Annotated in this window: 26 protein-coding genes; 12 read left to right on the plus strand and 14 right to left on the minus strand. The window is 69.7% G+C overall.

Features of this window, described 5'->3' with window-relative positions:
• Nucleotides 1-166: 166 nt before the first annotated feature.
• Nucleotides 167-655, minus strand: a complete 489-nt coding sequence (locus tag V3W47_RS17175) for an LEA type 2 family protein (RefSeq protein WP_331826454.1) — start codon at nucleotides 653-655, stop codon at nucleotides 167-169.
• A gap of 106 nt (nucleotides 656-761) precedes the next feature.
• Between V3W47_RS17175 and V3W47_RS17180 the strand changes: the two genes are divergently transcribed.
• Complete coding sequence (locus V3W47_RS17180; protein WP_331826455.1) at nucleotides 762-1,772, plus strand: hypothetical protein; 1,011 nt, start codon at nucleotides 762-764, stop codon at nucleotides 1,770-1,772.
• A gap of 56 nt (nucleotides 1,773-1,828) precedes the next feature.
• Nucleotides 1,829-2,488: an outer membrane lipoprotein carrier protein LolA gene (locus V3W47_RS17185; RefSeq protein ID WP_331826456.1), complete on the plus strand. Its 660-nt coding sequence runs from the start codon at nucleotides 1,829-1,831 to the stop codon at nucleotides 2,486-2,488.
• A gap of 100 nt (nucleotides 2,489-2,588) precedes the next feature.
• Here V3W47_RS17185 and V3W47_RS17190 read toward each other — a convergent pair whose 3' ends face one another.
• Entirely contained in the window at nucleotides 2,589-3,287 is a 699-nt protein-coding gene (locus V3W47_RS17190) for an NlpC/P60 family protein (RefSeq protein WP_331826457.1), read from the minus strand.
• 328 nt (nucleotides 3,288-3,615) lie between these two features.
• Here V3W47_RS17190 and V3W47_RS17195 point away from each other — a divergent pair, with 328 nt between their 5' ends.
• The 8 genes from V3W47_RS17195 (at nucleotide 3,616) to aat (ending at nucleotide 8,468) form a co-directional block, all read left to right on the plus strand.
• Nucleotides 3,616-4,002, plus strand: coding sequence for a hypothetical protein (locus V3W47_RS17195; RefSeq protein ID WP_331826458.1), 387 nt, complete (start codon nucleotides 3,616-3,618; stop codon nucleotides 4,000-4,002).
• 38 nt (nucleotides 4,003-4,040) lie between these two features.
• Nucleotides 4,041-4,697 carry a uracil-DNA glycosylase gene (locus tag V3W47_RS17200; protein ID WP_331826503.1) on the plus strand — a complete coding sequence of 219 codons (657 nt, stop codon included), beginning with the start codon at nucleotides 4,041-4,043 and terminating at the stop codon, nucleotides 4,695-4,697.
• 10 nt (nucleotides 4,698-4,707) lie between these two features.
• The gene (locus V3W47_RS17205; RefSeq protein WP_331826459.1) at nucleotides 4,708-5,214 is read left to right on the plus strand and encodes a GNAT family N-acetyltransferase; all 507 of its coding nucleotides are present in this window, start codon (nucleotides 4,708-4,710) and stop codon (nucleotides 5,212-5,214) included.
• A 108-nt stretch (nucleotides 5,215-5,322) separates the two neighbouring features.
• The gene (locus tag V3W47_RS17210; RefSeq protein ID WP_331826460.1) at nucleotides 5,323-5,580 is read left to right on the plus strand and encodes a DUF1844 domain-containing protein; all 258 of its coding nucleotides are present in this window, start codon (nucleotides 5,323-5,325) and stop codon (nucleotides 5,578-5,580) included.
• Nucleotides 5,581-5,595: 15 nt separating this feature from the next.
• Entirely contained in the window at nucleotides 5,596-6,042 is a 447-nt protein-coding gene (gene dtd, locus V3W47_RS17215; protein ID WP_331826461.1) for a D-aminoacyl-tRNA deacylase, read from the plus strand.
• Nucleotides 6,043-6,133: 91 nt separating this feature from the next.
• Entirely contained in the window at nucleotides 6,134-7,240 is a 1,107-nt protein-coding gene (locus V3W47_RS17220; RefSeq protein WP_331826462.1) for a LysM peptidoglycan-binding domain-containing M23 family metallopeptidase, read from the plus strand.
• 128 nt (nucleotides 7,241-7,368) lie between these two features.
• Complete coding sequence (locus V3W47_RS17225) at nucleotides 7,369-7,785, plus strand: PaaI family thioesterase (protein WP_331826463.1); 417 nt, start codon at nucleotides 7,369-7,371, stop codon at nucleotides 7,783-7,785.
• A 62-nt stretch (nucleotides 7,786-7,847) separates the two neighbouring features.
• The gene (gene aat / locus V3W47_RS17230) at nucleotides 7,848-8,468 is read left to right on the plus strand and encodes a leucyl/phenylalanyl-tRNA--protein transferase (RefSeq protein ID WP_331826464.1); all 621 of its coding nucleotides are present in this window, start codon (nucleotides 7,848-7,850) and stop codon (nucleotides 8,466-8,468) included.
• Between the two features lie 7 nt (nucleotides 8,469-8,475).
• Here aat and V3W47_RS17235 read toward each other — a convergent pair whose 3' ends face one another.
• The 3 genes from V3W47_RS17235 to V3W47_RS17245 all read right to left on the minus strand — a co-directional run bounded on the left by V3W47_RS17235 (nucleotide 8,476) and on the right by V3W47_RS17245 (nucleotide 10,513).
• Nucleotides 8,476-8,943, minus strand: coding sequence for a hypothetical protein (locus tag V3W47_RS17235; RefSeq protein ID WP_331826465.1), 468 nt, complete (start codon nucleotides 8,941-8,943; stop codon nucleotides 8,476-8,478).
• On the minus strand, nucleotides 8,940-9,188 hold the full coding sequence (locus V3W47_RS17240; protein ID WP_331826466.1) for a hypothetical protein: 249 nt from the start codon (nucleotides 9,186-9,188) through the stop codon (nucleotides 8,940-8,942). The genes V3W47_RS17235 and V3W47_RS17240 overlap by 4 nt, the downstream gene beginning before the upstream one ends.
• A gap of 74 nt (nucleotides 9,189-9,262) precedes the next feature.
• The gene (locus V3W47_RS17245) at nucleotides 9,263-10,513 is read right to left on the minus strand and encodes an Nramp family divalent metal transporter (protein ID WP_331826504.1); all 1,251 of its coding nucleotides are present in this window, start codon (nucleotides 10,511-10,513) and stop codon (nucleotides 9,263-9,265) included.
• A 903-nt stretch (nucleotides 10,514-11,416) separates the two neighbouring features.
• Here V3W47_RS17245 and serA point away from each other — a divergent pair.
• Nucleotides 11,417-13,051, plus strand: a complete 1,635-nt coding sequence (gene serA / locus V3W47_RS17250) for a phosphoglycerate dehydrogenase (protein ID WP_331826467.1) — start codon at nucleotides 11,417-11,419, stop codon at nucleotides 13,049-13,051.
• Nucleotides 13,052-13,137: 86 nt separating this feature from the next.
• On the opposite strand, the gene holA is transcribed toward serA, so the two are convergent.
• The 6 genes from holA to V3W47_RS17280 form a co-directional block, all read right to left on the minus strand.
• Nucleotides 13,138-14,040, minus strand: coding sequence for a DNA polymerase III subunit delta (gene holA, locus V3W47_RS17255; protein WP_331826469.1), 903 nt, complete (start codon nucleotides 14,038-14,040; stop codon nucleotides 13,138-13,140).
• Nucleotides 14,037-14,846: a serine/threonine-protein kinase gene (locus V3W47_RS17260; RefSeq protein WP_331826470.1), complete on the minus strand. Its 810-nt coding sequence runs from the start codon at nucleotides 14,844-14,846 to the stop codon at nucleotides 14,037-14,039. Before V3W47_RS17260 ends, holA begins: the two co-directional genes overlap by 4 nt.
• 265 nt (nucleotides 14,847-15,111) lie before the next feature.
• Nucleotides 15,112-15,654: an MOSC domain-containing protein gene (locus tag V3W47_RS17265; RefSeq protein ID WP_331826471.1), complete on the minus strand. Its 543-nt coding sequence runs from the start codon at nucleotides 15,652-15,654 to the stop codon at nucleotides 15,112-15,114.
• 9 nt (nucleotides 15,655-15,663) lie between these two features.
• The gene (locus V3W47_RS17270; RefSeq protein ID WP_331826472.1) at nucleotides 15,664-16,614 is read right to left on the minus strand and encodes a class I SAM-dependent rRNA methyltransferase; all 951 of its coding nucleotides are present in this window, start codon (nucleotides 16,612-16,614) and stop codon (nucleotides 15,664-15,666) included.
• A gap of 539 nt (nucleotides 16,615-17,153) precedes the next feature.
• Nucleotides 17,154-18,071, minus strand: a complete 918-nt coding sequence (locus tag V3W47_RS17275) for a phospho-N-acetylmuramoyl-pentapeptide-transferase (RefSeq protein ID WP_331826473.1) — start codon at nucleotides 18,069-18,071, stop codon at nucleotides 17,154-17,156.
• Nucleotides 18,072-18,317: 246 nt separating this feature from the next.
• Entirely contained in the window at nucleotides 18,318-19,310 is a 993-nt protein-coding gene (locus V3W47_RS17280; protein ID WP_331826474.1) for a helix-turn-helix transcriptional regulator, read from the minus strand.
• A gap of 91 nt (nucleotides 19,311-19,401) precedes the next feature.
• Between V3W47_RS17280 and V3W47_RS17285 the strand changes: the two genes are divergently transcribed.
• Nucleotides 19,402-19,896 (plus strand): DinB family protein, encoded by a 495-nt coding sequence (locus tag V3W47_RS17285; RefSeq protein ID WP_331826475.1) that lies wholly within the window; start codon nucleotides 19,402-19,404, stop codon nucleotides 19,894-19,896.
• Between the two features lie 162 nt (nucleotides 19,897-20,058).
• On the opposite strand, the gene V3W47_RS17290 is transcribed toward V3W47_RS17285, so the two are convergent.
• The 3 genes from V3W47_RS17290 to mnmC2 are packed head-to-tail and all read right to left on the minus strand — an operon-like array spanning nucleotide 20,059 to nucleotide 22,744.
• The gene (locus V3W47_RS17290; RefSeq protein WP_331826476.1) at nucleotides 20,059-21,057 is read right to left on the minus strand and encodes an isocitrate/isopropylmalate dehydrogenase family protein; all 999 of its coding nucleotides are present in this window, start codon (nucleotides 21,055-21,057) and stop codon (nucleotides 20,059-20,061) included.
• A 32-nt stretch (nucleotides 21,058-21,089) separates the two neighbouring features.
• A complete protein-coding gene (locus tag V3W47_RS17295) occupies nucleotides 21,090-22,064 on the minus strand; it encodes an NAD(P)/FAD-dependent oxidoreductase (protein WP_331826477.1) in 975 nt (324 codons plus the stop codon).
• Entirely contained in the window at nucleotides 22,061-22,744 is a 684-nt protein-coding gene (gene mnmC2 / locus V3W47_RS17300; protein ID WP_331826478.1) for a tRNA (5-methylaminomethyl-2-thiouridine)(34)-methyltransferase MnmC2, read from the minus strand. Before mnmC2 ends, V3W47_RS17295 begins: the two co-directional genes overlap by 4 nt.
• Nucleotides 22,745-22,806: the final 62 nt, after the last annotated feature.

Below are 22,806 nucleotides of genomic sequence, written 5' to 3' on the forward strand. Positions count from 1 at the left end.
TCAGGAAGGGCGCAAACCAAGTGGGGAAGTGTCGGGTCCAGCGAGGAAGAGGACGAGCCATAGCACAGAGACCAGCATCTCGGATGCTGGCCTCTCCGTCCCCTCCCTGAATATCCCCGAAGTACAGTTAGAGGCTGGCGGCTGGTCGCTGGAAGCTGGCCGCTCCTCAAAACGGCAGAATCGCCGCCTGCTGCCACACCCCCTGCGCCAGCGTGTACGGCCCGAAGGTGGGCCGCCCCAGCACGCCGAGGTCGGCGGTGAAGGTCCCGTCCACCCGGTAGGCCACCTGCGTGCCGCGCGCCACCTTGAGGAAGGCCCCGGCGGTGCCCAGCGTGACGGGAATGGCGAGGTTCGCGTCCTGAAGCGTGCTGCCCCGCGCGGGCAGGCTCACGTTCGGCAGGTCGAGGCGGCCCACGTCCGCCCCGTCGATCAACAGCCGGGCGGCGAAGTTGGCGAGGCGCACGGGCACCGCGTTGGGATTGCCCACCCGCAGCCGCAGCGTCAGGTTCGCCACGGCGGGACTTGCACCGCTGGGAAGTGTGAGGCTCGTCAGCCGCACCTGCTCCACCTCGAAGGTGGGCACCTGAACGGCCTGCCGGGGGGCACACGCGCCGAAGCCGAGAGCGAGCAGCGGAACGAGCAGGAGACGCCTCATGCGGCCCACGTTACCCGCTTTGCGCCGGGGAGGTCGAAAGCCGGAGCAAGACACGAGGACCGCACCAACTCCTAACCCCTCCCCCCAAACCGGCTACGCTGCCCCCATGAAAGCCTTGTTGACGACCCTCGCCCTCGTGAGCGGCGGGACGGCGGGTGCCGTGAATCTGGAATTTGGCGTGACGTACCGCAGCGGCGGCGTGTCGCTCCGTGACGGCGGAATGGTGCGCTTCGGCGTGAGCGACGTGACGCTGGGACGGGGGAGCCTCGCCGCGAGCGTGTCGAACCGGGCGCTGGAGGTCGGGGTCACGCAGGGCCTCGCCGTTCCCCTTGCTGGGGCCGTGAGCGCGGGTGCCGACGCCGCCGTGACGTGGCGGGGAGGAGTGCGGGTCGCCTCGCGCGTGAGCGGCACCCTCGGCCCGGTCGCCCTCAACGTGGGCGGCACCCTCTTCACCACGGACGCGACGGCGGTGGACCCCCTCGCCGCGTGGACGCTCGCCCCGACCGACCTGCGGGCACACGGCGCGAACGCGGACCTGACGGCGCGGTATCGGGTCAGTCGTACGCTCGTCGCCGTGGCGGGCAGCGAACTCGGCGCGCAGCCCCACGCGCGGGCGGGGGTGGAGTGGCGGCGCGACCTCACCCGCGTCCTGCCCCCCGCCGAGGGCGACGACCCGGAGGCCGACCCCGCCACCGAGCGCACCGGGGCCGTCACCCTGCGGCTGGGGGCGCGGGCGGGCCGGGACATCCTCGGCGTGACGGGCGGCGTCACCTACGCGGCGGAGTCGGGCCTCACGCTGGGGCTGGACGCGCTGGCCGGACTGGGAACGTGGGGCGCGGTGGGCAGTGTCCAGGCCCCCGACCTCCTCGGGGAGGGCAGCCTCGCCCAGGTCTACGTCGCCTACGAGCCGTGGCGCACGGCGAGCGCGCCCCTGCGCGTCGGCACCGAGGTCCGCGTTCCCACCGGCAGCGGCACCCTCAGCGTGGACGTGCGGGGCGGAAGGCTGCAAGGTGGGGCAACCGGCTTCGGGGCGCGGGTGGGCTACACCTTCCCGCTCGGCGGCCCGCCCGAGGAGGGGCCGGGTGACGGGCCAATCGGCGGCCCAGCGGGGCCGTGAACCCCTCGTCAGCGTCCGCCCGCCCTTCTCATGAGAGGCGGTGGGAGACTGCGAACGTGAAGAAGACCCTCCCCCTCCTGACCGTGGCCCTCCTCGCGTCAGGTGCCCATGCACAGACCGCCCAGGACATCCTCAGCCGCGTGGAGGCCGCGCAGAAGGCCGCCCGCGACGTGACTTTCCGCCTCAGCGGCAGCGCCACGCTGGAGACCGCCGCCCAGAGGATCGATCTCACCGTCAAGAGCATCCCCGCGCAGAACGTCGCCCGCATCCAGTTCACGGCCCCCGACGCCCTCGCGGACAACGTGGTGGTGGCCGACCGGAACGAGGTGCGCCAGTACCTCTTCCTGACCAACCAGATCACCGTCACGCCGACCAAGACGGCCACCGCGAGCGCGGGTCTGGGCGGGCTGGACTTCACGGGCCTGACGAACGCCGCGACGCTGCTCAGCACCTACAACGTCAGGTTGCTCGGCACCACGACCGTGGCGGGCCGCAAGGTCTACCAGTTGGAGGCCACGCCCAAGAGCGGAGCCAGCACCGACCGCGCCCGCGTCTGGATCACCGAGGCGGGCTGGCGTCCCACCCGCGTGCAACTCGTGGGGAGCGGCAACCGGGTCCTCGCCGATCTCAACGTCACGAACTACCGCGTCAACAGCGGCCTGACCGTCTCCGCCCTCAAAGCCCTCCCGAAAGACGCCGAGATCATCAGACAGTAGGTCAAAGCGAAGGAAGGGGAGGAAGCCGACTCGGTGGCTCCTCCCCTTCCCCTTTGACGGTTAGACCGTTGGACGGTTAGACGGTCCGCCCGTCAGACCCTCAGCTCAGAATCCGCCGCGCCCCGACGTAGCGGTTGGCCCAGTACGCATTGCCGAACAGCGGCTCGATGACCGTGCGGCCCCGGTAGGAGTTGGCGTTCGCCATCAGGCCGTCGCCGAGGTAGATGCCGACGTGGCTGGCGACGCGCCCGGTCGTGTTGAAGAACACGAGGTCGCCCGCCCGCAGGTCGCGGCGGCTCACGCCCACGCCCGCTCTCCACTGGGCGGCGGCGGTGCGCGGCAGCCTCACCCCGAGTTGGCCGAAGACGCGCATGGTGAAGCCCGAGCAGTCCAGCCCGCCCGCACTCCCCAGCGCGTAGCGGATGCCGAGGAACCGGGTCGCCGCCGTTCGGATGAACGCGCTGCCCCCACGGGGAGCGGCGGCCTGCGGGGCGGGCGTGGGCGTGGCCTTCGGCAGCGTGGCGGTCGGGGCCGCCGGGCGTGGGGCGGGACGCGTAGCAGCCGGGGCCGTGGTCGCCGTCACTGGAGCCGCCGCCTCCGCGCCGCCCACTTCCAGCGTCTGACCGACCTGAAGGGTGGGGCTGGGCAGCCCGTTGAGCTGCATCACCTGCACCGGCTCCATGCCGAACTTCTGCGCGACGCTGTAGAGCGTGTCACCGGCCTTCACGGTGTAGGGAGCGGCCACGGAAGCCCCGCTCGTCAGGGCCGTGAGGGTCAGGAGGATTCGGAGCGCATTCATCGTCGGGGAGAAGTTTAACCCGTCTTTATTTTATTTGCCCTTCATACTTGAGAGAAGTGACATTATTTATGCAGCTATACGTTGTTTATGCTTCCTGATGGGGGCGTCAGAAAAGCGTGGAATTTGTCTCAGACTCAATTTTCTCAAAAACGACCTCACACGATGTCGTGGGACGAGGGCAGCGTCTCACACGCCTAAAAAGGTGTTCCAGAGGGGGTTACAGATCTCATCCTACTCATGAAGGTGGAGCGTGGGGAAGGGCCATGCCCGGCCACCTATACTCAGCGGCATTACCGGGTCGCGCCGCGTCACCTGTGCCGGAGGAGCCATGAGGGAACCGATGACCACCGACCAAATCCTGCAAGGTCTCAAGCACTACCGCCGCATCGCCCGCCAGGACATGCTGCGCGCGCCGGAAACGCCCCACCCGGACGCCTTCCTCCTGCACGCGGAGAGCCGCCGCGAGGTGTACGCCGAGCTGAGCGCCCACGCCGGGGAGCACGCGCCGGACGAGGTCATCGAGTACGCGCTGGACCTGTACCGCCGCCTGCCCTTCGTGACGGGCACGCCCGAGCCGGACCACGCCGACGTGAAGGGCCGCGAGAACGCGCTGGAGAACTTCTTCCTCCTCGTCGGCCTCGACCCCAAGACCCGGCGGGAGGCCCGGAGCAAACGGCCCCGGCTGGACGCGGCGGGCACGGCGGCGGCGAACTAGTTCCCACGTCAGGAGGCGATCCCGTGACCGTGGCGGACATGGCGGCCCTACGCGCGCTGGAGGCCCGCGCCAGAGCCTGCACGGCCTGCAAGCTGCGCCCCGGTGCCACACAGGTCGTCGTGTCGGACGGCAATCCGGCGGCGCGGCTCCTCATCGTCGGGGAGGGACCGGGTGGGGAGGAGGACCGGGTGGGCCTGCCCTTCGTGGGCCGGGCAGGGCAACTCCTCGACCGCATCCTCGCTGCCGTGGGCCTGACCCGGCAGGACGCCTACCTCACCCACGTCGTCCAGTGCCGCCCGCCCGGCGACCGCACGCCGCACGCCGACGAGACGGCCACCTGTACCCGGCTGTGGCTCGAACCGCAACTCTCACTCCTGCGCCCGCGCGTCATCCTCAGCCTGGGCAACACGCCGACCGGGTATCTCCTCGGCACCCGTCCCGGCATCACGGGGGTGCGCGGCCTCTGGCACCCCTACCGCCACGACGACGGGCAGGGCGGCACTTACGAGGCCCTGCTGATGCCGATGTTCCACCCCGCCTACCTGCTCCACCACGACACCCGCGCTCCCGGCGGCCCCAGGAGCCTGACATGGCGCGACATCCGCGAGGCCGCCGCCGTGTTGAGGGGCGAGAAGGAGCCGGAGGGGCTGGCCGCGTCTGCCCTGCCGGAGGGCGATCAGCCGACTTTGTTCTAGGGTGCGGGGAATGGCCACGCAGATCACGCGAATCATCGACCGGGCACACGAGGGGCGCGTTCGGGAGCTGGAGTCCGAATATTTTGCCTGGGTCAACGCGCAGCTTCAGGGCGAGTTCCAGATCAGGCTGGACGTGGAGAGGATGATCGCCGGCGACATGGAGCATCTGAACATCTACTTTCCCCCGGACGGGGGCCTCTTCCTCGCCGAGGCGGATGGCGGGTTGGCGGGCATGATCTTTCTGACCCGGCTGCGGGGGGACGCCGGACAGATCAGACGGATGTACGTGCGGGACGAGTACCGCAGGCGGGGCGTCGCGCGGGCCTTGTTCGGGGCGGCCATCCGGGAGGCCCGCGCCATCGGCTATGCCCGACTTCTGCTGGAAAGCCCAGTGTCGTGGAGGGGCGCGCACGCCCTGTACCGCGAAATGGGCTTCGGGAAAGTCGTCATGTACCCCGAAAGCGAGGTGCCGGAGCCTCTGCGCGGGTACTGGGTTTTTATGGAGAAGACGTTGTAGGCGTTGGGGAATGGGGACAGAGGCCCAGGCCCGACACGCCTTCGCCCCTCGCGGCAGAGGCGGTCAGGCAGATTCCCCCACCCGGCTCCACGGCCTACACTGCCCCCCATGCCCAACCAGGAACTCGTCGGACTCATCAACTCGCTCCAGGCGACCGCCGAGGCCGCGCTGGGGGACCTCAACGCCGCCACCGCCAGCGCCTCGCGCGACGGCCTGCTCGACAGCAATCGGGCGCGGCAGACCGCCGAACGCTCACTGCGGCTGCTGACCATGCTCGCCGAGAAGACGCGCGGCAACCTCGACTTCACCGAGGCGGAACTCCTGACCGACGCCATCGGCAGCCTGCGCGCCCGGCTGGGTAACTGAGTGAGGGGGACTTGAATGCGGGCGGTGCTCCAGCGGGTGACGCGGGCGAGCTGCACGGTGGAGGGCCGCGTGACGGGCGAGACCGGCCCCGGCTTCCTCGTCCTGCTGGGGGTGGCCCCGGACGACACGGCGGACACGGCCCGGCGACTTGCCGCCCAGATCGTGAAGCTCCGCATCTTCGGCGACGAGGCGGGCAGGATGAACCTCAGCCTGCTCGACATCGGCGGTGGGGTCCTCAGCGTCAGCCAATTCACCCTGTACGCCGACACCCGGCGGGGCAACCGTCCGGGCTTCACGGGGGCCGCCCCGCCCGAACAGGCCCGCGCCCTCTACGCCGAGTTCAACGCGGCCCTGCGCGCCCACGGCGTCCCGGTGGGGGAGGGCGTCTTCGGGGCGCATATGACCCTCGACCTGACGAACGACGGCCCGGTGACGTTGGTGCTCGATACGGGGCAGGGATAAATCCAGCACCCACATTTGCGCGTGTGGGCGCACGCCGCTGGGCCAGCGCCACGGTAGACCTTGCCTCCCCGATGCGGCTATTCTGCTCCTTATGCCCCCCCGTTCCCTCCTGCTCGCCGCCGCACTCCTGCTGGGTGTGGCGGGCGCGTACACCGTCAAACCCGGCGATACCCTCTACAGCATCGCGCGCCGAAACGGCACGACCGTGGAGGAACTCGTGCGCCTCAATGGGTTGAAGAACACCTCGCTGGAGGTGGGGCAAACGCTGAAACTGCCGGGTGCGGCGGCTCCAACGGTTCCAACGCCCACCCAGTCCCCCACGACGGCCACCCCCGCCCCGGCTCCCGGCTCGGCCCCGCTGCCCGGCCCGGTGCCCGTGGGGACGGCGCAGGTCGCGGGCGTGACGGTGGTCGCGCCCACCTCGCTGCGGATGGGCGACGCCTTCGTGCTGCGCCTGAGCGGGCCGCGTGCGGGGCAGGCGACGGTCCGGTTCCCCAGCGAGGTCGGCGAGGATGTGCGCCGCCCCGAGGAGTGGCTGACGCCCACGGGCGCGGCGGGGGAGTTCGTCGTGCTGGGGCGCGTGGTGCTGGGCAAGACCACGCCCGTCGTGTACGAGATTCGGGTGGGGGGCGATCAGGTGCGCGGCAGCATTCCCGTCACGGGCCTGACCCAGACCATCCAGTACCTCAACCTGCCTCCCGCCATCAGCAACAAGCTTCAGGACCCCGGACGCAAGGCCGAGGACGCCGCCGTGGAGCGGGCCTACAGCCGCCGCACCCCCCAGGTCTGGTCGCGGCCCTTCCAGCCCGCCGTCGCCGTGCGGGCGCAGAGCAGCGCCTTCGGGCAGCCGCGCACCTACGTCGCGGGCGGCCCCGTCCAGTACCACTACGGCACCGACTACCCCGCCCCCGTCGGCACGCCCGTCACCGCCATCAACGACGGCACCGTGGTCATCGCGGGCCGCTACCCGGTGCGCGGCGGCCTCGTCGTTATCGATCACGGTGCGGGCCTGACCAGCCTGTACTTCCACCAGAGCCGGGTCATTGCCAAAGTCGGCCAGAGGGTCCGGCGCGGCGACAAGATCGGTGAGGTCGGTTCCACGGGCCTGAGCGCCGGGCCGCACCTGCACCTCGAAATGCGCGTGCGCGGAGAGGGCACCAATCCGCTGGGATGGATCAACCGGGTGTGGCCGAGGTAGAGCGGCCAGCTTCCAGCGACCAGCAGCCAGCAAGGGAAACGCGAGAGCCGGAGCCTTCACCTCTCAGGGCTGACGGCTGACGGCTGACGGCTGACGGCTGACGGCTGACGGCTGATAGCTTACCCACCATGCCCGACCTTCCCACCCTTCAGGAACTCGACGCCTTCGGTGAGGGCCTGTTGCCCGGCCTCATCGGTATCCGCTTTACCCACGCGGAGCGGGGCCTGCTCCGGAGTGAGTTCACCGTGCGCCGGGAACTCCTCGCCCCCAACTCCTTCCTCCACGCGGCGTCCGTCGTCGCGCTGGCGGACACGACCTGCGGCTACGGCACGCGGATGCTGCTGCCCGAGGGCGCGAGCGGCTTCACCACCATCGAACTCAAGAGCAACCACCTCTCCACCGCCCGCGAGGGGGTCGTCACCTGCGAGGCTCGCGTCGTCCACGCCGGGCGCACCACCCAGGTCTGGGACGCCGAGGTGAGGAGCGAGGCGGGACGGGTGATGGCGCTGTTCCGGTGTACGCAGGCGGTGTTGTACCCGAGGTAGCCCGTGGCGTGTAGCTTGTGGCCCGTAGAGGCTCCTCCTCTCCTCCACAAGCGACGAGCCACATGCCACAGGCCTCTTTCTTCCTCCACCACCCCGACCCCCTGACCCGTGAGGTCGCGCGGGGGTATGTGGGGGGCGCTTTCCTGATGGACAACGGCGGCGGCGTGGAGTGGTACACGGTGGAGCGGCGGGCGCTCGTGCCGCTCACCGAAGCGGAGGGATTGCACGTGGCGCGGCGGCTGCGGCGGGAGCTGGGCCGCTTCGAGGTGCGGGTGGACACCGCCTTTCCCGACGTGGTGGAGGGGTGCCGGGGCCTCCTGCCCGGCTCGCCGGGGCGCGACGGCGAGTGGATCAGCCCGCCGCTCGCGCACCTGTACACGCACCTTCATGGGACGGGGCTGGCCCACTCTTTCGAGGTCTGGCGGGACGGGGAGCTGGCGGGAGGCGTTCTCGGCATGGCGCTCGGCGGCGCGTTCATCGCGGAGAGCAAGTTCCACCGCCTTCCGAACGCGAGCAAGGCGGCCCTCGTCCACCTCGCGGCGCACCTGTACGCGCGGGGCTTCTCGCTGCTGGACGCGCAGATTCAGAATCCGCACCTCGCCCGTCTGGGGATCTATGAGGTGGGCGGGGCCGAGTACCGGAGACGCTTGCGGGAGGCGCTGGAACGGGACGTGAGCCTGTAGGGAGCCGTCAGTTCAACTCGTTCGGATCGCGGGAGCGGAAGAGTCGAGGGTCGGCGTCCGGGTCCCCGTCCTCGGGCGTCCACCCAATCGGCGGTTCCAGGCCGTATCCGTCCAGCTCGGGCATCTGGTGGTGAATCAGGATGTCCGTCGCCGCCTGCTGCCGGGTATGCTCGTCGGTCCAGTCCGGCCAGCGGCCAGTCTCCAGCACGCTCACTGTCACGTGGCCCGTGTCGTCCTCCCGGTGGTCGGCCCCGGCGACGATTTCCAGCACGAGGCGGCGGGTGCCGGAGCGGGTGGCCCGCTGCCAGATGCCCGGCACCTCGGAGGGAAAGAGCCGCCCCCACGCCAGGCCGGGCGAGACGGGGCGGCACAGGTGGGCGGCCTGCACGGCGAGGGCGTGTGCCCGCTCGGTCGGCAGGCCGGATTCCTCCAGCAATTCGGCAATTCCGGCGGCCACCGGGTCCAGGTCGGTCACGCTGCCGCCTCTTCGGGAGAGGGAAGGATGGCGCGATACTTGCCGCCCTTCATGCGAGTGGGCGGCTCTTCCTCGATCAGCAGACCGGCGTCCACGAGGGCATTCAGAGCACGGGCCGGATAAACGCCCAGCGCCTTGTCCAGGCTGGCGACGCTGTGCTGTCCGGGGTACTGCCTCACATACAACCAAACGAGTTTCTCGACCGGCGTTCGTTCGCGCACGGCTTCAGGGAGGCGGCGTTCCATCCCTGCACTGTGGCAGCTCACCTGCCCCGTGGTGAACGCAAATGACGACTCCCCCCGACGCCTCCCCCCGTCGTCTACCCGAAGAATGCCCCCCACAGCAGATACCCGTTCAGCCCGATGATGAGCAGGGCGAAGGTCCAGCCCAGGAAGGTGACGACCGGGCGGCTGACGAGGACGCCCATCACGTCGCGGCGGGCGGTGAAGAGCAGCAGCGGCACGAGCGCGAAGGGCACGCCGAAGCTGAGGATGACCTGCGAGAGGATAAGCGTCTGGGTGGGGTCCAGCCCCGCGAGGATGACGGCGAAGGCGGGCAGCATGGTGATGGTGCGCCGCAGCCACAGCGGAATGCTGAAGTTCACGAAGCCCTGCATGATGACCTGCCCGGCCATCGTGCCGACCGCGCTGCTGCTCAGACCCGAGGCGAGCAGGGCGATGGCGAAGGCGACGGCGGCGGCGGACCCCAGCAGCGGCGTCAGCGTCTGGTACGCCACCGTCAGGTCCCCGGCGTTCTCCACGCCCTTGCCGAAGAAGGTCGCCGCGCTCACCGCGAGCATGCTCATGTTGATGAGACCCGCGAAGCCCATCGCCGCCACCACGTCCACCCGGTTCAGGCGCGACAATCGCAGCTTTTCCTCGTCCGTGCGGGTGGGCACGCGGCCCTGCGTCAGCGCCGAGTGCAGGTAGATCACGTGCGGCATGACCGTCGCGCCGATGATGCCGACCGCGAGATACACGCTGTCCACGCCCTGAAAGGAGGGGACGAAGCCGCGCAACGCCTCCGCGCCGGGCCGCGCGATGATGAACTGCACGAGGTACGCCATCCCGATGATCAGGACGAACGCGCCGATGGCGATCTCCAGAGGGCGGAAGCCCCGGCGCTGGAGGGTCAGCAGCCAGAAGGTGATGACGCCCGTGATGGCCGCGCCCCAGATCAGCGACAGCCCCGTCAGCAGGTGGATGGCGAGCGCCGCCCCCAGGAACTCCGCGAGGTCGGTCGCCATCGCCACGATCTCGGCCTGCACCCAGTAGAACCACACGAGGGGCCGGGGCCAGCGTTCGCGGATGACCTCCGGCAGATTCCTTCCCGACGCGATGCCCAGCTTCGAGCTGAGGTTCTGAATCAGCATCGCCATCAGGTTGGCCGCCAGGATCACCCACAGCAGCGTGTACCCGAACTGTGCCCCACCCTGAATGTTCGTGGCGAAGTTGCCGGGGTCCATGTACGCGATGCTCGCCACCACCGCCGGGCCGACGAACGGCAGCACGCGCGCCAGCCCCCGCCGTTGGGCGGGCCGGGCGAGGATTTCCGTGGCCCGCTGGGTCATGCGGGCGTCGAAGCTCTGCGCCGGGTCTGGGGGCAGGGCAACCGAGTCGGAAGAGGGGGGCGGGACAGACATGCCATATTTTAGGCATGCCTAAAAATAAAATCCAGTCCCCCGAAGAGGGGGAGGCAGCTTGGGGCCGATATGTCCCAGTCAGTTTTAAGAAACAGCCGTCACGCTGGCGTGTCTTGCAGGGAAGAGGAGGGAGGGCGTCTCCAGCGCAGGGGCTGTGGCGGTGCCAACCATCTCGTTTGCTTCATCTGTATTCGGTTGCTCGACGCTGAGTGGCTGATCGAGTGCAATCCCATGCTGCTTATATGATCAAAGATGATCGCTCCGGCGAGCAGCCCCACCGTGGCGCTCCCGTCGTCCCATTCGGTGAGGCGGTAGCCGAAGCCCCGCGTATGGAGAAGGGTGCGGAAGCGGCTGTAACTCCACGTTGATACCTTCCATGCCCACGGTGCCGCAAAAACGCCGGGCAGCCGCAGGTGCCTATGTCGCCATCGCTGCCACTTGTACCGCAGGCTGAGGTACTCCAGGATGCCATCGTTGAAGGTGAGTTCCAGCCAAGGCCCATACCCAAGGACTTCAAAGGGTGGAAGCACTGCTCGCGGATTACTCGTGTCTGTCGATTGGCCGAGAACATCAACCACCTGGCTACGCGTCATACCTGGTCTGACGGGACCGAGTTCGCCCCGTTCGAGGAACGCCAGGAGTGTGGCGAAGTCCCGTTCGTTCACAGCATTTGGTCGTGTTCTACGAGGAGCGGGGACATTCATGCCTCAAGGTACGATGTCTTGCGTCCTCACTGAACCGACCTTCTTCCACCTCGTTACTCAGTCCGCCCCCGCCCGTTGCCCTAGCCAATTCCCGCCCGCACGCGCCCGGCGGGCTTACCCTGACCGCATGACCGCCTCCCTCCCCGCCCACAGTGAAGCGGTGGCCGACCAACGCCCCGCCTTGCGCGTCCTGATCTGCGACGAGATGAACCCCGGAGAGCTGACCCATGCCGGATTCGAGATCGACTACGAGGGCAACCTCCCCCGCGAGGAGACGTTGCGCCGATTGCCGGGCTACGACGCCCTCATCACCCGCAGCCGGACGCGGGTGGACCGTGAGTTGCTGGAGGCGGCGGGCGAGCGCCTGAAGGTGATCGGGCGCGGCGGCGTCGGCGTGGACAACATCGACCTGGAGGCGTGCAGTCGGCGGGGCATCCTCGTCCTGAACGCGCCCGAGAGCAACAACGTCTCGGCGGCGGAACTCGCGCTGGCGCACCTGCTCGCCGCCGCGCGGGGCCTGACGCGCTCGGACCGCCTGACCCGCGCGGGCGAGTGGGACCGCAAGTTCCTGGGCGTGGAACTCAAGGACAAGACGCTCGGCATCGTCGGCCTGGGGCGCATCGGCTCCATCGTGGCGGACCGGGCGCAGGGGCTGCGGCTGAACGTGGTTGCCTACGACCCCTACGTTCCCGAGAGCAAGTTCGAGCGCCTGGGCGTGGCCCGCGCCGCTGGCTTGGACGAGCTGCTGGCCGGAGTGGATTTCCTCAGCGTCCACACGCCGCTCACCGAGGAGACGAACGGCATGATCGGCGCGCGGGAACTCGCGCTGCTGCGGCCCGGTGCCATTGTCGTCAACGCGGCGCGCGGCGGCATCGTGGAGGAGGGGGCGCTCGTGGAGGCGCTGCGGAGCGGCCACCTCTTCGGGGCGGGGGTGGACGTGTTCGTGGCGGAGCCGCCCGCGCCGGGTCACGTCTTCCTTGATGCTCCTAATCTCGGCATCACCGCGCACCTGGGCGCGAATACCCGCGAGGCGCAGGAGCGGGTGGGGGCGGAGATCGTGGGGCGGGTGCTCGCCGCCCTCCACGGCGACGTGAGCCGGGGCGCGGTGAATGCCCCGGCGCTCGACGCCAAGACGCTCGAAGCCCTGGGCGGCTACCTCGACCTCGGCGAGAAGCTGGGGCGCATCCTCGCGCAACTGCTGCCCGGCGCGAACGACCTGGAGGTGACGTTCCGGGGCGAGTTCCCCGCCGACCCCGCGCCCGTGGTGACGGCGGTGCTCGTGGGCTACCTCAGCGGCAGCACCGACGAGCGCCCCAACCTGATCAACGCCCGCGCGCTGGCGAAGGAGCGCGGCCTGAACCTCGCCGTGCGCGAGGAGACCGACAGCCCCGACTACCAGACGGAGGTCATCGTCAAGGTCACGAGCGGCGTCCCCGGTGAGAAGCAGCGCACCCGCACGGTCGGCGGCACCGTCTTTGGCCGCAGCCCGCGCCTCACCCGGCTTCGGAACTTCCGGGTGGAACTCGCGCCGGAGGGCTTCATCCTCATCGCCTCCAACGAGGACCGACCCGGCGCGGTCGCCAAGCTCTCCAACCTGCTGGGCACGTGGGGCGTCAACATCGCGGGCATGGCGCTGGGCCGCGCGGAGAAGGGTGGGCAGGCCCTCTTCACCCTCACGCTGGACGACGGCCTGACGCCCGAGCAGCTTCAGGCGATCCGCGACCTCGACGTGATCGAGTCGGCCTTCCTCGTGCGGGTGTAGGGGGAGTCAAGACGAAGAACGAGGGCAAGCTTCGCTTGTCACCCCCCACCCGGCCTCCCCCGCAAGGGGGGAGGAGGAACAACGCCTCACACGCTCAACTGCACGACCAGCCGTTCCAGCGTCGCGGAGGGGTCCAGCCCGCGTTTCATCGCCACGTCCGCGTCGAGGATGCGGGCGAGGTGGCCGCGCACCCGGTCCTCCGAGAGGCGGCGGGCCACGTCGAGCGCCTTCTTCGCCGGATAGGGCTTGACGCCGAGGCGACTGGCGGCGGCGGCCTCGGTCACGCGCCCCTCCTCCTGAATCAGCGCCACGCAGCGCGCGACGAGGCTGTATTGCCACACCACGGCCCCGAGGAGCTTGAAGGGGTCCTCGCCCCCGGCGAGCAGGCGGCGCAGTTGGGTCACGGCCTCGCCGGGGTGCCCGGTCGTCGCGGCCCCGAGCAGGGCGAAGGAGTCGCCGGGCGGCTCGCGGCCCACCACCCGGCGCACGAGGTCGGCGGTGTGGGGCGGGTCGAGCAGCGTGAGCTTGTTCAGCTCCCCCGCGATGCCCGTCAGGTCGGGGCCGAACACTTCAGCGAGGTAGGCGGCGGCGTCCCGGTCAAGCTTCAGGCCCAACTTCCGCGCCCTCTGCGTCACCCATCCGGCGACCTCCCCGGCCTTCTGCGGCGCGGGCGAGGGGTGGAGTTCGCCGCGCGACTCGTACAGCTTGAGGCGGGTGGCGGGCGGGGCCTCGTCCAGCACGGCGACGGTGACGGGGGCGGAAGCGAGCAGTTCCAGCAAAGCCTTATCCGGCTTGACGCCCGCGAGGTCCACGATCACCCCGCCGTCCCCGAAGAGGCCGGGGGCGAGGAGGGGGGCCAGCGCCTGCGCCGTCACCTCCTCGCCCGCGAGCCGGGGCAGGTCGCGCACGCTCAGGCCGCGTGCCGTGAGGGTCCCCCGCATCGTCTCCTCCGCGAGGAAGCGGTGGCCGCTGAAGGCGAGCAGGGTCATGTGAGGGGCGGGCAGGGGTCGGGCGGCCTCAGCGCGTCCTCGGCGTTCTTCAGCGCGGCGAGCATCTCCCCGGCAGAGGCGGGGCGGTCCTCCGGGTCGCGTTGCAGGGCGGCGCGCATGATGGGATGGACTTCGGGCGGACCGGGCAGGGGCGCGAGGTCGTCGCTCAGGCCGACGAGCCAGCCCAGCGCGTCCTCGTAGGGGGGGTGGCCCGCCAGACAGTCGAAGAGGAGCACGCCCACCGAGTACAGGTCGCTGCGGGGGTCGCCGCGCACGCCCCGGAACTGCTCGGGGGCCATGAAGTGCGGGGTGCCCATGCGGGTGCCGTCGTGGATGTCACTGGGCAGCGCCCGCGAATGGCTCATCCCGAAGTCCACCAGCCGCACGGCCTCGCCCCGCGCCCGGTCGTCCCGGAGCAGCACGTTCTCCGGCTTGAGGTCGTGGTGGGTCACGCCCCGCGCGTGGAGATGTCCCACCGCCCGCAGGACGCCGCTCACCACGCACAGCGCCGCGTCGGTGGAGAGGGGGCCGTCCTCGATCACCTCGCGCAGGGTCCGGCCCGGCACGAACGGGAAGATCAGTTGCCGGGGCGTGCGCGCCAGCAGCGGCACGACGAGCGGGTGGTCGAGTGAGGCGGCAATCTCGCCCTCGTGGCCGAAGCGGAGGGTCGCCTCCGGGGTGCCCGCCAGCAGGGTCTTGACGAACACCTCCTGCCCCCGCCACTCCCCGACCACGCTCTGAACCCCACCCCGCGCGGTGAGCACGCGGGGACGCGCGATGGGTTGGGAGGCACGAAGTTCCTGCACGCCCCGTATTCTAACCCGGCAGTGGCGCGCGTCCGTCACGCCCGCCGGGTTTTGATGCAAATTGGTGCGGGAAGAGGACCGCTCCACACAGTTCGAAAAGCCCGTCTGGGAAAAGTTTTTGGGTGAGACACGCTGTATGCCGACGGTGTGCCCGTTCCCCCGTCCCCGCCCCCGCAATGAGGAAGGGCCGGGGAGACTCTGGTCCTTTCCCTGCCGAAACCATCGAGACGACTGTTCAATCACGCTTCGGGCCGAGACGAGCGGGTCAGACCCGTTCGAGCGGATGATGCGGTTCGGGCGGGAACTCGACCTCGATTCCGTCCCCGGCCTTGACCTCTCCGCCGTGCAGGACGACGCCCATGATGCCCGCCTTGCGGACGAGCTGGCCCCCCTCGTCGCGGTCCAGCACCGCCGTGAGGAGTCCGGGCCGGAAGGCGTCCAGTTGGGCGCAGGGATTCCGCAGCCCCGTCACCTCCACCACCGCCCCCGTCCCGAGGTGCAGCCGCGTCCCCCGTGGCAGGGCGAGGAGGTCCAGCCCCCGCGTGGTGACGTTCTCGCCCATCTGCCCGGCAGACACCTCCAGTCCCCGCGCCCAAAGGTCGTCGTGCAACTCGGCGTGGAGGAGGTGGACCTGCCGCAGGTTGGGCTGGGTGGGGTCCGCCGCCACCCGCGAGCGATGCCGAACGGTCGTGCCCGCGTGCGCGTCGCCCTCCACCCCGAGTCCCGCGAGCAGCCGGATGCTCGGGCGGTTGGCCTTGCTGAAGCTGTGGGTCACGCTCACGCTCACCGCCGTCACGGTCGCCGTCATGGGGGCAGCTTAAGGGTCCAGCGTCCAGACATGCGCCTTGAGGTGAGTCGCGCCTGGGTAGTCCTCGCCGGGGGAGAGCTGCGTGTCCAGCCGGGCCGACCGACCCGCCCGCGCCAGCCCCGCCACAACCTGACGTTCGAACGCGCCCGCTGTCAGCCCCGCGTGGTTCGTCATGGCGAGGAGGCGACCGCCCGGCGTGGTCACGTTTGCCGCTGCAACTGCCAACTCCGCGTAATCCCGCTCCGCCCGCCAGACTCCGGCCTTCCCCCGCGCGAAGGACGGCGGGTCGAGAATCACGAGGTCGAAGGTGTCCCCGCGTTTCGCCAGCCGCGCGAGCCAGTCGAACACGTCGCCGTACAGGAAGTCGGTATCGGGCGCTGAAAGGCCGCTCAGCGCGTAATTCTCCTGCCCCCACGCGAGGACCTTGCGCGAGAGGTCCACGTTCTTGACCACGCCAGCGCCTCCTAACGTCGCGTTCAGCCCAAAGCCGCAGGTGTAGGCGAAGGTGTTCAACACCCGGCCTCCCGGCGGTGTGTTCTCCCGCACCCATGCGCGGGCCGGGCGGGCGTCCGTGAACAGGCCGATGCTCAGGTCCGCGCCGGGCCGGATCAGGAAGGGGACGCCGTTCTCCAGCCCCACGACCTCGGGCCGAGCCTCACCCCAAATGGACTCCGATGGCGAGAGCCACTCCCGCGCCACATTCGCCGCGTGCCGGGCCTCCACCGGGCGGCGCTTGAGGTAGACGCCCGCCAAGCCGCCCGCCTCCGCACAGGCTGCTGCTAACTCCTTCTCTTCCTCTGGAGAACGCTCCACATACAGGCTGAGCACCCCCACATCCCCCGCCACGTCCAGCGTGAACCGCCCGCCCGTCTCGGTCGTGTGCGCGGCCCGGTAGACGGTCGTTCCCTCGCTGGGCAGATGGGCGCGGCGGGCGAGGAGGGAGGGGAGACTGAGGAACACGGGAGGAGTGTATGGGATCGGTGGGGAGTAGAAAGAGGAAAGAGAAGGGAGACAGAAGCTCGGGCCTAACTCACTAGCTCTACGGTTGCTCATTTGGCGGTTTGAACGTGTCGTCCCACTGGTAGAGTAGTGCTGTAGTCATTTAACGGCATCAGAAAGGCGGCTATGAGTCGAATTGTTTTCAGAAAGACCTTCGAGAACGCGTTGAGTCTTCTGGAGGAAGACGAGTCTGTTGTGGCTCAGAACGTTTGGTTCAACGAATTTGATTCAGGTGCGCCAAAATACATGTTGCTTGAAATTAACTATACGAGCGTCGAACTATATAACGCCACTGCTGAGGAATTTACAGCATAGGGCTATGTCGAGGCCATGCCCTTTGGCGAGCTGGCCTACTACTTCAAAGTTCTCCATCCGTCACCGACAAACGAGGAGGTAGATCAAGTCGTCCGTTTCTACTTGGAGAATGACAGTTGGCCTGACTGAAATGATCTCTTCAACGCGTCCATGACAAGACAACATCCAACCGCCGTGTTCCTCCGCTACGGTCTTCCCCCCAGCACCCACCACACCGCCGCCGTCGCCACCGCCGTCACCACCCAGAAACGCAGCGTCACGTGGGTCTCCGGCCAGCCGCTCAGCTCGAAATGGTGCTGAATGGGACTCATCTTGAAGATGCGCTTGCCCCGCGTGCGGAAGGACACGACCTGAAGGACGACGCTCAGCACCGCCACCACCGGGATGATCGCCGCGAGGGGCAGCAGCCACACGTCCGCGTACAGCACGTAAGCGCCCGCCGCAATCGCCCCGATGGCGTGACTCCCCATGTCGCCCATGAACACCCGCGCCGGGTGCGCGTTGAACCACAGGAAGCCCAGCAGCGCGGCCACGAGCAGCGCCGAGACGGGCGAGAGCGCCAGCAGCGGCAGCAGCACGATCATGGCGACGCCCGCGAGCAGTCCGTCCAGCCCGTCCGTGAAGTTGAAGGCATTCACCGAGCCGACCATCACGAGCGTCAGCAGCACGATGTCGGGCACCAGGCCGAAATTTGGCAGGACCTCGTGGCTGGCGAGCGGCGCGGCGAAGAAGGCGAAGGCGAGCGCCACGAGGATTTGCAGCGGGAACTTCTCGCGGGCCAGCAACTCCTTCTTGCCGCGCCCCAGCATCCGCGAGCGAATCTTGAGCAGGTCGTCGATCCCGCCGATCAACCCCATCACCAACGCGGTGAGCATCAGCAGCAGCTCGCGCCCGTCACCCGCCCGGCCCGTGAGGTACAGGGGGAAGAACACCACGGCGAGCGCCAGCACGAAGGCCACGCCGCCCGCCGTGGGCGTCCCCTCCTTGACGAGGTGCGTCTGCGGACCGTCGCGCCGCACGGGCTGGCCCCACCCGCGCGCCCGGCTCAGCCGAATGAACAGGCCCACCAAGAACCACGACAGCAGCGCGCAGAGGACCGTCACGCGCGGCTCCGGGACTTGAGGGGATATTGGTCCGTCAAAATACGGCTGGGAACCGTTTCCCATTCTCCAGCGAGGTTGAGCGGCGGCAAGACGGGAGTTCCTGTCTTCCTCGACCGCTTGACGAACAGGGGCTGACTTCCCCCCGCCCCTTCCGGCGACTGGCGACTGGCGACTGGCGACTTCCCAAACGCTCCCAGGAAACTTCCCAACCACGCCCTGAAGACAACTGTGAAGGAGGCCCGCATCTCAAGCGGGGAGCCTACCACGCCCTTCCCGCACGGGCGGGGCGAGGCGGGCGGCGTTCGCCCGGTCCGCCAGCCTCCCGAACACCTCCCGCAGCTCCGGCGGCTCCCGCACGACGACCGCGCACCCCTGGCCGAGCAGCAGCGCCGCGAACTCTTCCAGATACTCCCGCGTGCAGCGCAGCCACGTTCCCCCGCCCTCTCCGCCGGGGTCCAGGGTCACGCGCCACGGGGCGAAGCGCCGCGCGGCCTCCTCCGGCGCGAGGTCCAGCCACACCTCCACCGCGTGGGGCGCGTGGACGAAGGGGAGGGTGGAACGCAGGTAAGCCCGCGCGTCGAAGCCGGGCGGACGGGTGAAGGTGGCCTCCCCCTCGGTGGGGTCTAGGATGCGGTCGAGGCGGAAGCTCCGCAGCGCCTCCCGCCAGCGGCAGCGGCCCACGGCGTACCAGCGGCCCTCCAGGTGGACGACCCCGTAGACCTCCACCTCCCGCCGGGTGTCGGCCCCCGTGCGCGAGCGGTAGGCGAAGGCCACGACCCGCTCGGCCTGCATCGCCCCCAGCAGGCAGGCGAGGACCGCCGCGTCGGTGGGCACGGTCCACGGCAGGGTATCCAGTTGCACGGCGTCCTCCAGCGCCCCCACCCGGTCGCGCAGGGCGTGGGGCAGCGTGCGGGCGAGCTTGGCCCCTGCCCCCGCCACCGCCGGGGCCAGCGCGGTCAGCCCCAGGTGGTGCAGCGCCCGCAGCCCCAGCGCGAGGGCCAGCGCCTCCTCCGGCGCGAACATCAGGGGCGGGAGACGGAAGCCGGGTTTCAGGCGGTACGCGCCCCCGACGCCCCGCGTAGACTCCACCGGAATCCCCAAATCCTGCAAGCGGGCCACGTACCGCTGCACCGTGCGAGGGCTGACCTCCAGCCGCCGCGCCAGCTCCGCGCCCGTCACCCGCTCGTGGGCCTGGAGCAGTTCGAGGACGGTGAGCACCCGCATGGAGGGGTCGTACATGGGGCCAGTGTGCCACGGGAAAGCGACAGGTCCTGACGGGAATTGCCCCTACCCTGGAGGTGGGAAGCCCGAGGCTCCCGACGGAGGAACCATGACCCAGGCCACCGCGACCGCCCAGCCCGCCGCCCTGCTGACGCCCGAGCACCTCCTCACCCACTGGCAGGGCCACCGCCGCCTGACCCGGCGCATGATCGAGGCGTTCCCGGAGGATCAGCTCTTCACCTTCACGGCGGCCCCGCCCATGCGGAGTTTCGGGGCGCTGGCGTGGGAGCTATACAACGTGTCGGCCTACATGCTGGATGGTCTGGTCAGCGACGAGTGGCCGAACCCCGACTCGTCCGCCCCGGAACCGCAGGACCGGGCGGCCCTCCTCGCCGCATGGGACGAGTTGACGGCGAAGATAGACGAGGGCCTGCCCACTATTCCGCCCGCCCGCTACGGCGAGGAGAAAACCCTCTTCTGGGGCGTTATGCTCGCGCTCGACGCGGCCCTGTACGCCATCGACAACGAGATTCACCACCGGGGGCAGGGGTACGTGTATCTGCGGGCGCTGGGCATCGAGCCGCCACCGTTCTGGGAGCGTTGAGCGGGAGAGTCGAGGAGTCGAGAGGTCGAGGAGCAAGGGGAAGGGACCGGACAGCCTGCCTCCGGTCCCTTTCTTTTAGCTCCTCCCCCTTGAGGGGGGAGGCTGGGAGGGGGTGAACGGGCCTGGCAATCAAGAAAACTCGCTGGTCGCTCCCCCTGCCCCTCAAAGCTTGGCGATCACCGCGTCCGTGAACTCCTTCGTCCCCGCCGTGCCGCCGAGGTCGCGGGTGCGCGGCCCCTCGGTGAGCACCGTGTTCACGGCGTTGTCGATGCGGCGGGCCACGTCGCTCTCTCCGATGTGGTCGAGCATCAGCACCGAGGCGAGGATGGTCGCCGTCGGGTTGCTGATGCCCTGCCCGGCGATGTCGGGGGCCGAGCCGTGGACGCTCTCGAAGATGCCGAACTGGTCGCCGATGTTACCGCTCGCCGCGATGCCCAGCCCCCCCACCAGCCCGGCGGCGAGGTCGGAGAGGATGTCTCCGAACATGTTCGTCATCACCATCACGTCGAATTGACCGGGGTTGCGGACGAGCTGCATCGCCGCGTTGTCCACGATCATCGTGTTCGTGTTCAGGCCCTCCACGGTCCCGGTGTGTTCGAGGATGGTGTTCAGGAAGAGGCCCTGCGTGACGGGCAGGACGTTGGCCTTGTGGACGACCGTGAGCTTCTGCCGCCGCTTGAGGGCGAGGGTGGCGGCGTAGCGTCCGATGCGGTCGCTGGCCCCCCGCGTGATCACCGTGTCGGCGATGGCGGTGTCCCCGTACAGCCGCTCCTGCTCGACGTACAGGCCCTGCGTGTTCTCGCGCACGATCACGAGGTCCACGTTCTCGAAGGCACCGGGCACCGGGCGAGTGCGGGTGGGGCGCACGTTCGCGTACAGGCTGTACTTCTGGCGCAGGTGACGGATGGCCCCGAAAAAGCCCTTCGGCTTCTCGCCGCTGGGGCTGGTCGCCGCACCGAAGAGGGTCGCGTGCGTGTTCTCGACCGCGTGGTAGGTCTCTGAAGGAACGCTGGTGCCGTGGTCGAGGTAGTACTCGTACCCGGCCTCGGCGGTCACGTACTCGGCGTCCAGCCCGGCGGCCTCCAGCACGCGCCGCGCGGCGGGAATGACCTCGTGACCGATGCCGTCGCCCTCGATGAGGCAGATGCGGTAAGTTGCCATGCCGCCAGTGTAAGCGACCTCTGCCGCACGGGTCACATTCCCAACCCTCGCATCACGTCACCCGCCATGTGACGCGCGAGGAGGGGGCCGAGCAGAAAGCCCTTGCTCCCCAGCCCGGAGAGCCGCCACACGCCGTCTGTCTCCTGCCCGACCGTCAGCCCGGAGAGGCGCGTGCCGCTCCACCGCCCCACGACCCGCGCGCCGCTGAGGTCCGTCAGGGCGTCCGCCTTACTGAGCAGCCAACCTAAAGAACGTAGGGGAAGGAGAGGTCGTTCCCAAGTTGAGGTGGGTGCCTCGAACGTCGCGCCGAGGACGCCACCCACGGCAGCCGGGGTAAGGTAGGCCCCGAAGCTGACGGGCACGCTCGTCACGGTCCGGTCGAGGGTGAGGAGTGTGCCCGCGCGGTGGGTGGCTTCTTCGCCCGCCCAACTCGCGCCGACGCTCCCGCCGCACCACACCACCGCATCACCAGTGAGAACCTTCCCGTCCTCCAGCGTGACCGAGCGTGCGTTCCGGCGGACTGCTCGCGCCCGCACGACCTCCGACCCGGACGCGGCGACCAACCCTGCCGTGAACGCCGCGCCGTCCAGCCAGCCCCCTTCCGGCAACCAGAGGGCGTGGTCCCAGCCGGGCGCGAGGGGAACAGGTACGTCCTCGGGGTGGAGCCAGGAGTGCGGCAACTCGGAAGGCAAGTTCCGCTCGAACCGTCCCCGCGCCCGCTCGTCCGGCACGGGCCGCAGCACGCCCGTCCGCCCGTGGGGAGTAGCGTGGCCCGCCGATTCCAACATTTCCACCAGTTGCCACGTCAGCCGCAGCCCCTCCACCGCCCGCGCGTCCACCGCCCCCGACTGGCCCCGCACCGGGTTGACGAGAGCGGATGGTACACCGCTCGCGGCATGTAACCCCGCGTCCACCACCGTCACCCGAGCGCCGAGGCGGGAGGCGAAGTGGGCGACGGACGCGCCCGCCACGCCGCCACCGATCACGAGGACGTGGGGGACGTTCACGGCTCCCGCACCGCCCGCAGGCACTCCCGCTTGCCCGGTGGCCCCGGCCTCTTCTCTACCCTCAGCCCCGCCGCCTCCAGCGCACGGCGCACATGCCCGGCGGCGCTGTAGGTGGCGAGGACACCGCCCGGAGTCAGCGAGCGGGCCAGCCGCGCCACGAACTCGGGCGTCCAGACCTCCGGGTTGCGGGCGGGAGAGAAGCCGTCGAGGTAGAGCGCGGTCGCCCAATCGTCGGGCAGGGAAGCCGTCAACACGTCCGCGAAATGGACTGTGAGGGAGACATCTCCCGCCTGCACGGTCAGCGGCGACTCCCGCTCCCACCCGTTGAGAAGCGCGTCCCAGGCGGAATGTCCATACCCCTCACCGCCTGCCCCCACCTCGTGCAGCACGCTCACCGGGGCCGGGTCGAACTCGTAGGCGACGTACTTCAACGCCACGCCACGCCGCGCCGCGTCCGCCAGCGTCGCGCGGAAGTTGACGCTCACCCCGAAGCCGACCTCCAGCACGCGCGGGGCCGGGTGCTCGTGTGTGCCCGTCCCCTCCACGAAGACGTGACGGGCCTGCGCCGCCGCCCCGTGCCGCGAGCCGTACGCCTCCCCGAACCGGGTACTCAGCGCCGTGCGTGAGCCGTCCGGCGTGAGGAGGATGCTGCCCACCGGGCTGCTGGGGCCGTCGTTCATGGAAGGTCAGGATACGCGGGGCTTTTCATCCGTGGGGGGCGACCATCACAGGAGAGGGGCCG

The sequence above is a fragment of the Deinococcus sp. YIM 134068 genome, from assembly GCF_036543075.1.
Classification (GTDB): domain Bacteria; phylum Deinococcota; class Deinococci; order Deinococcales; family Deinococcaceae; genus Deinococcus; species Deinococcus lichenicola.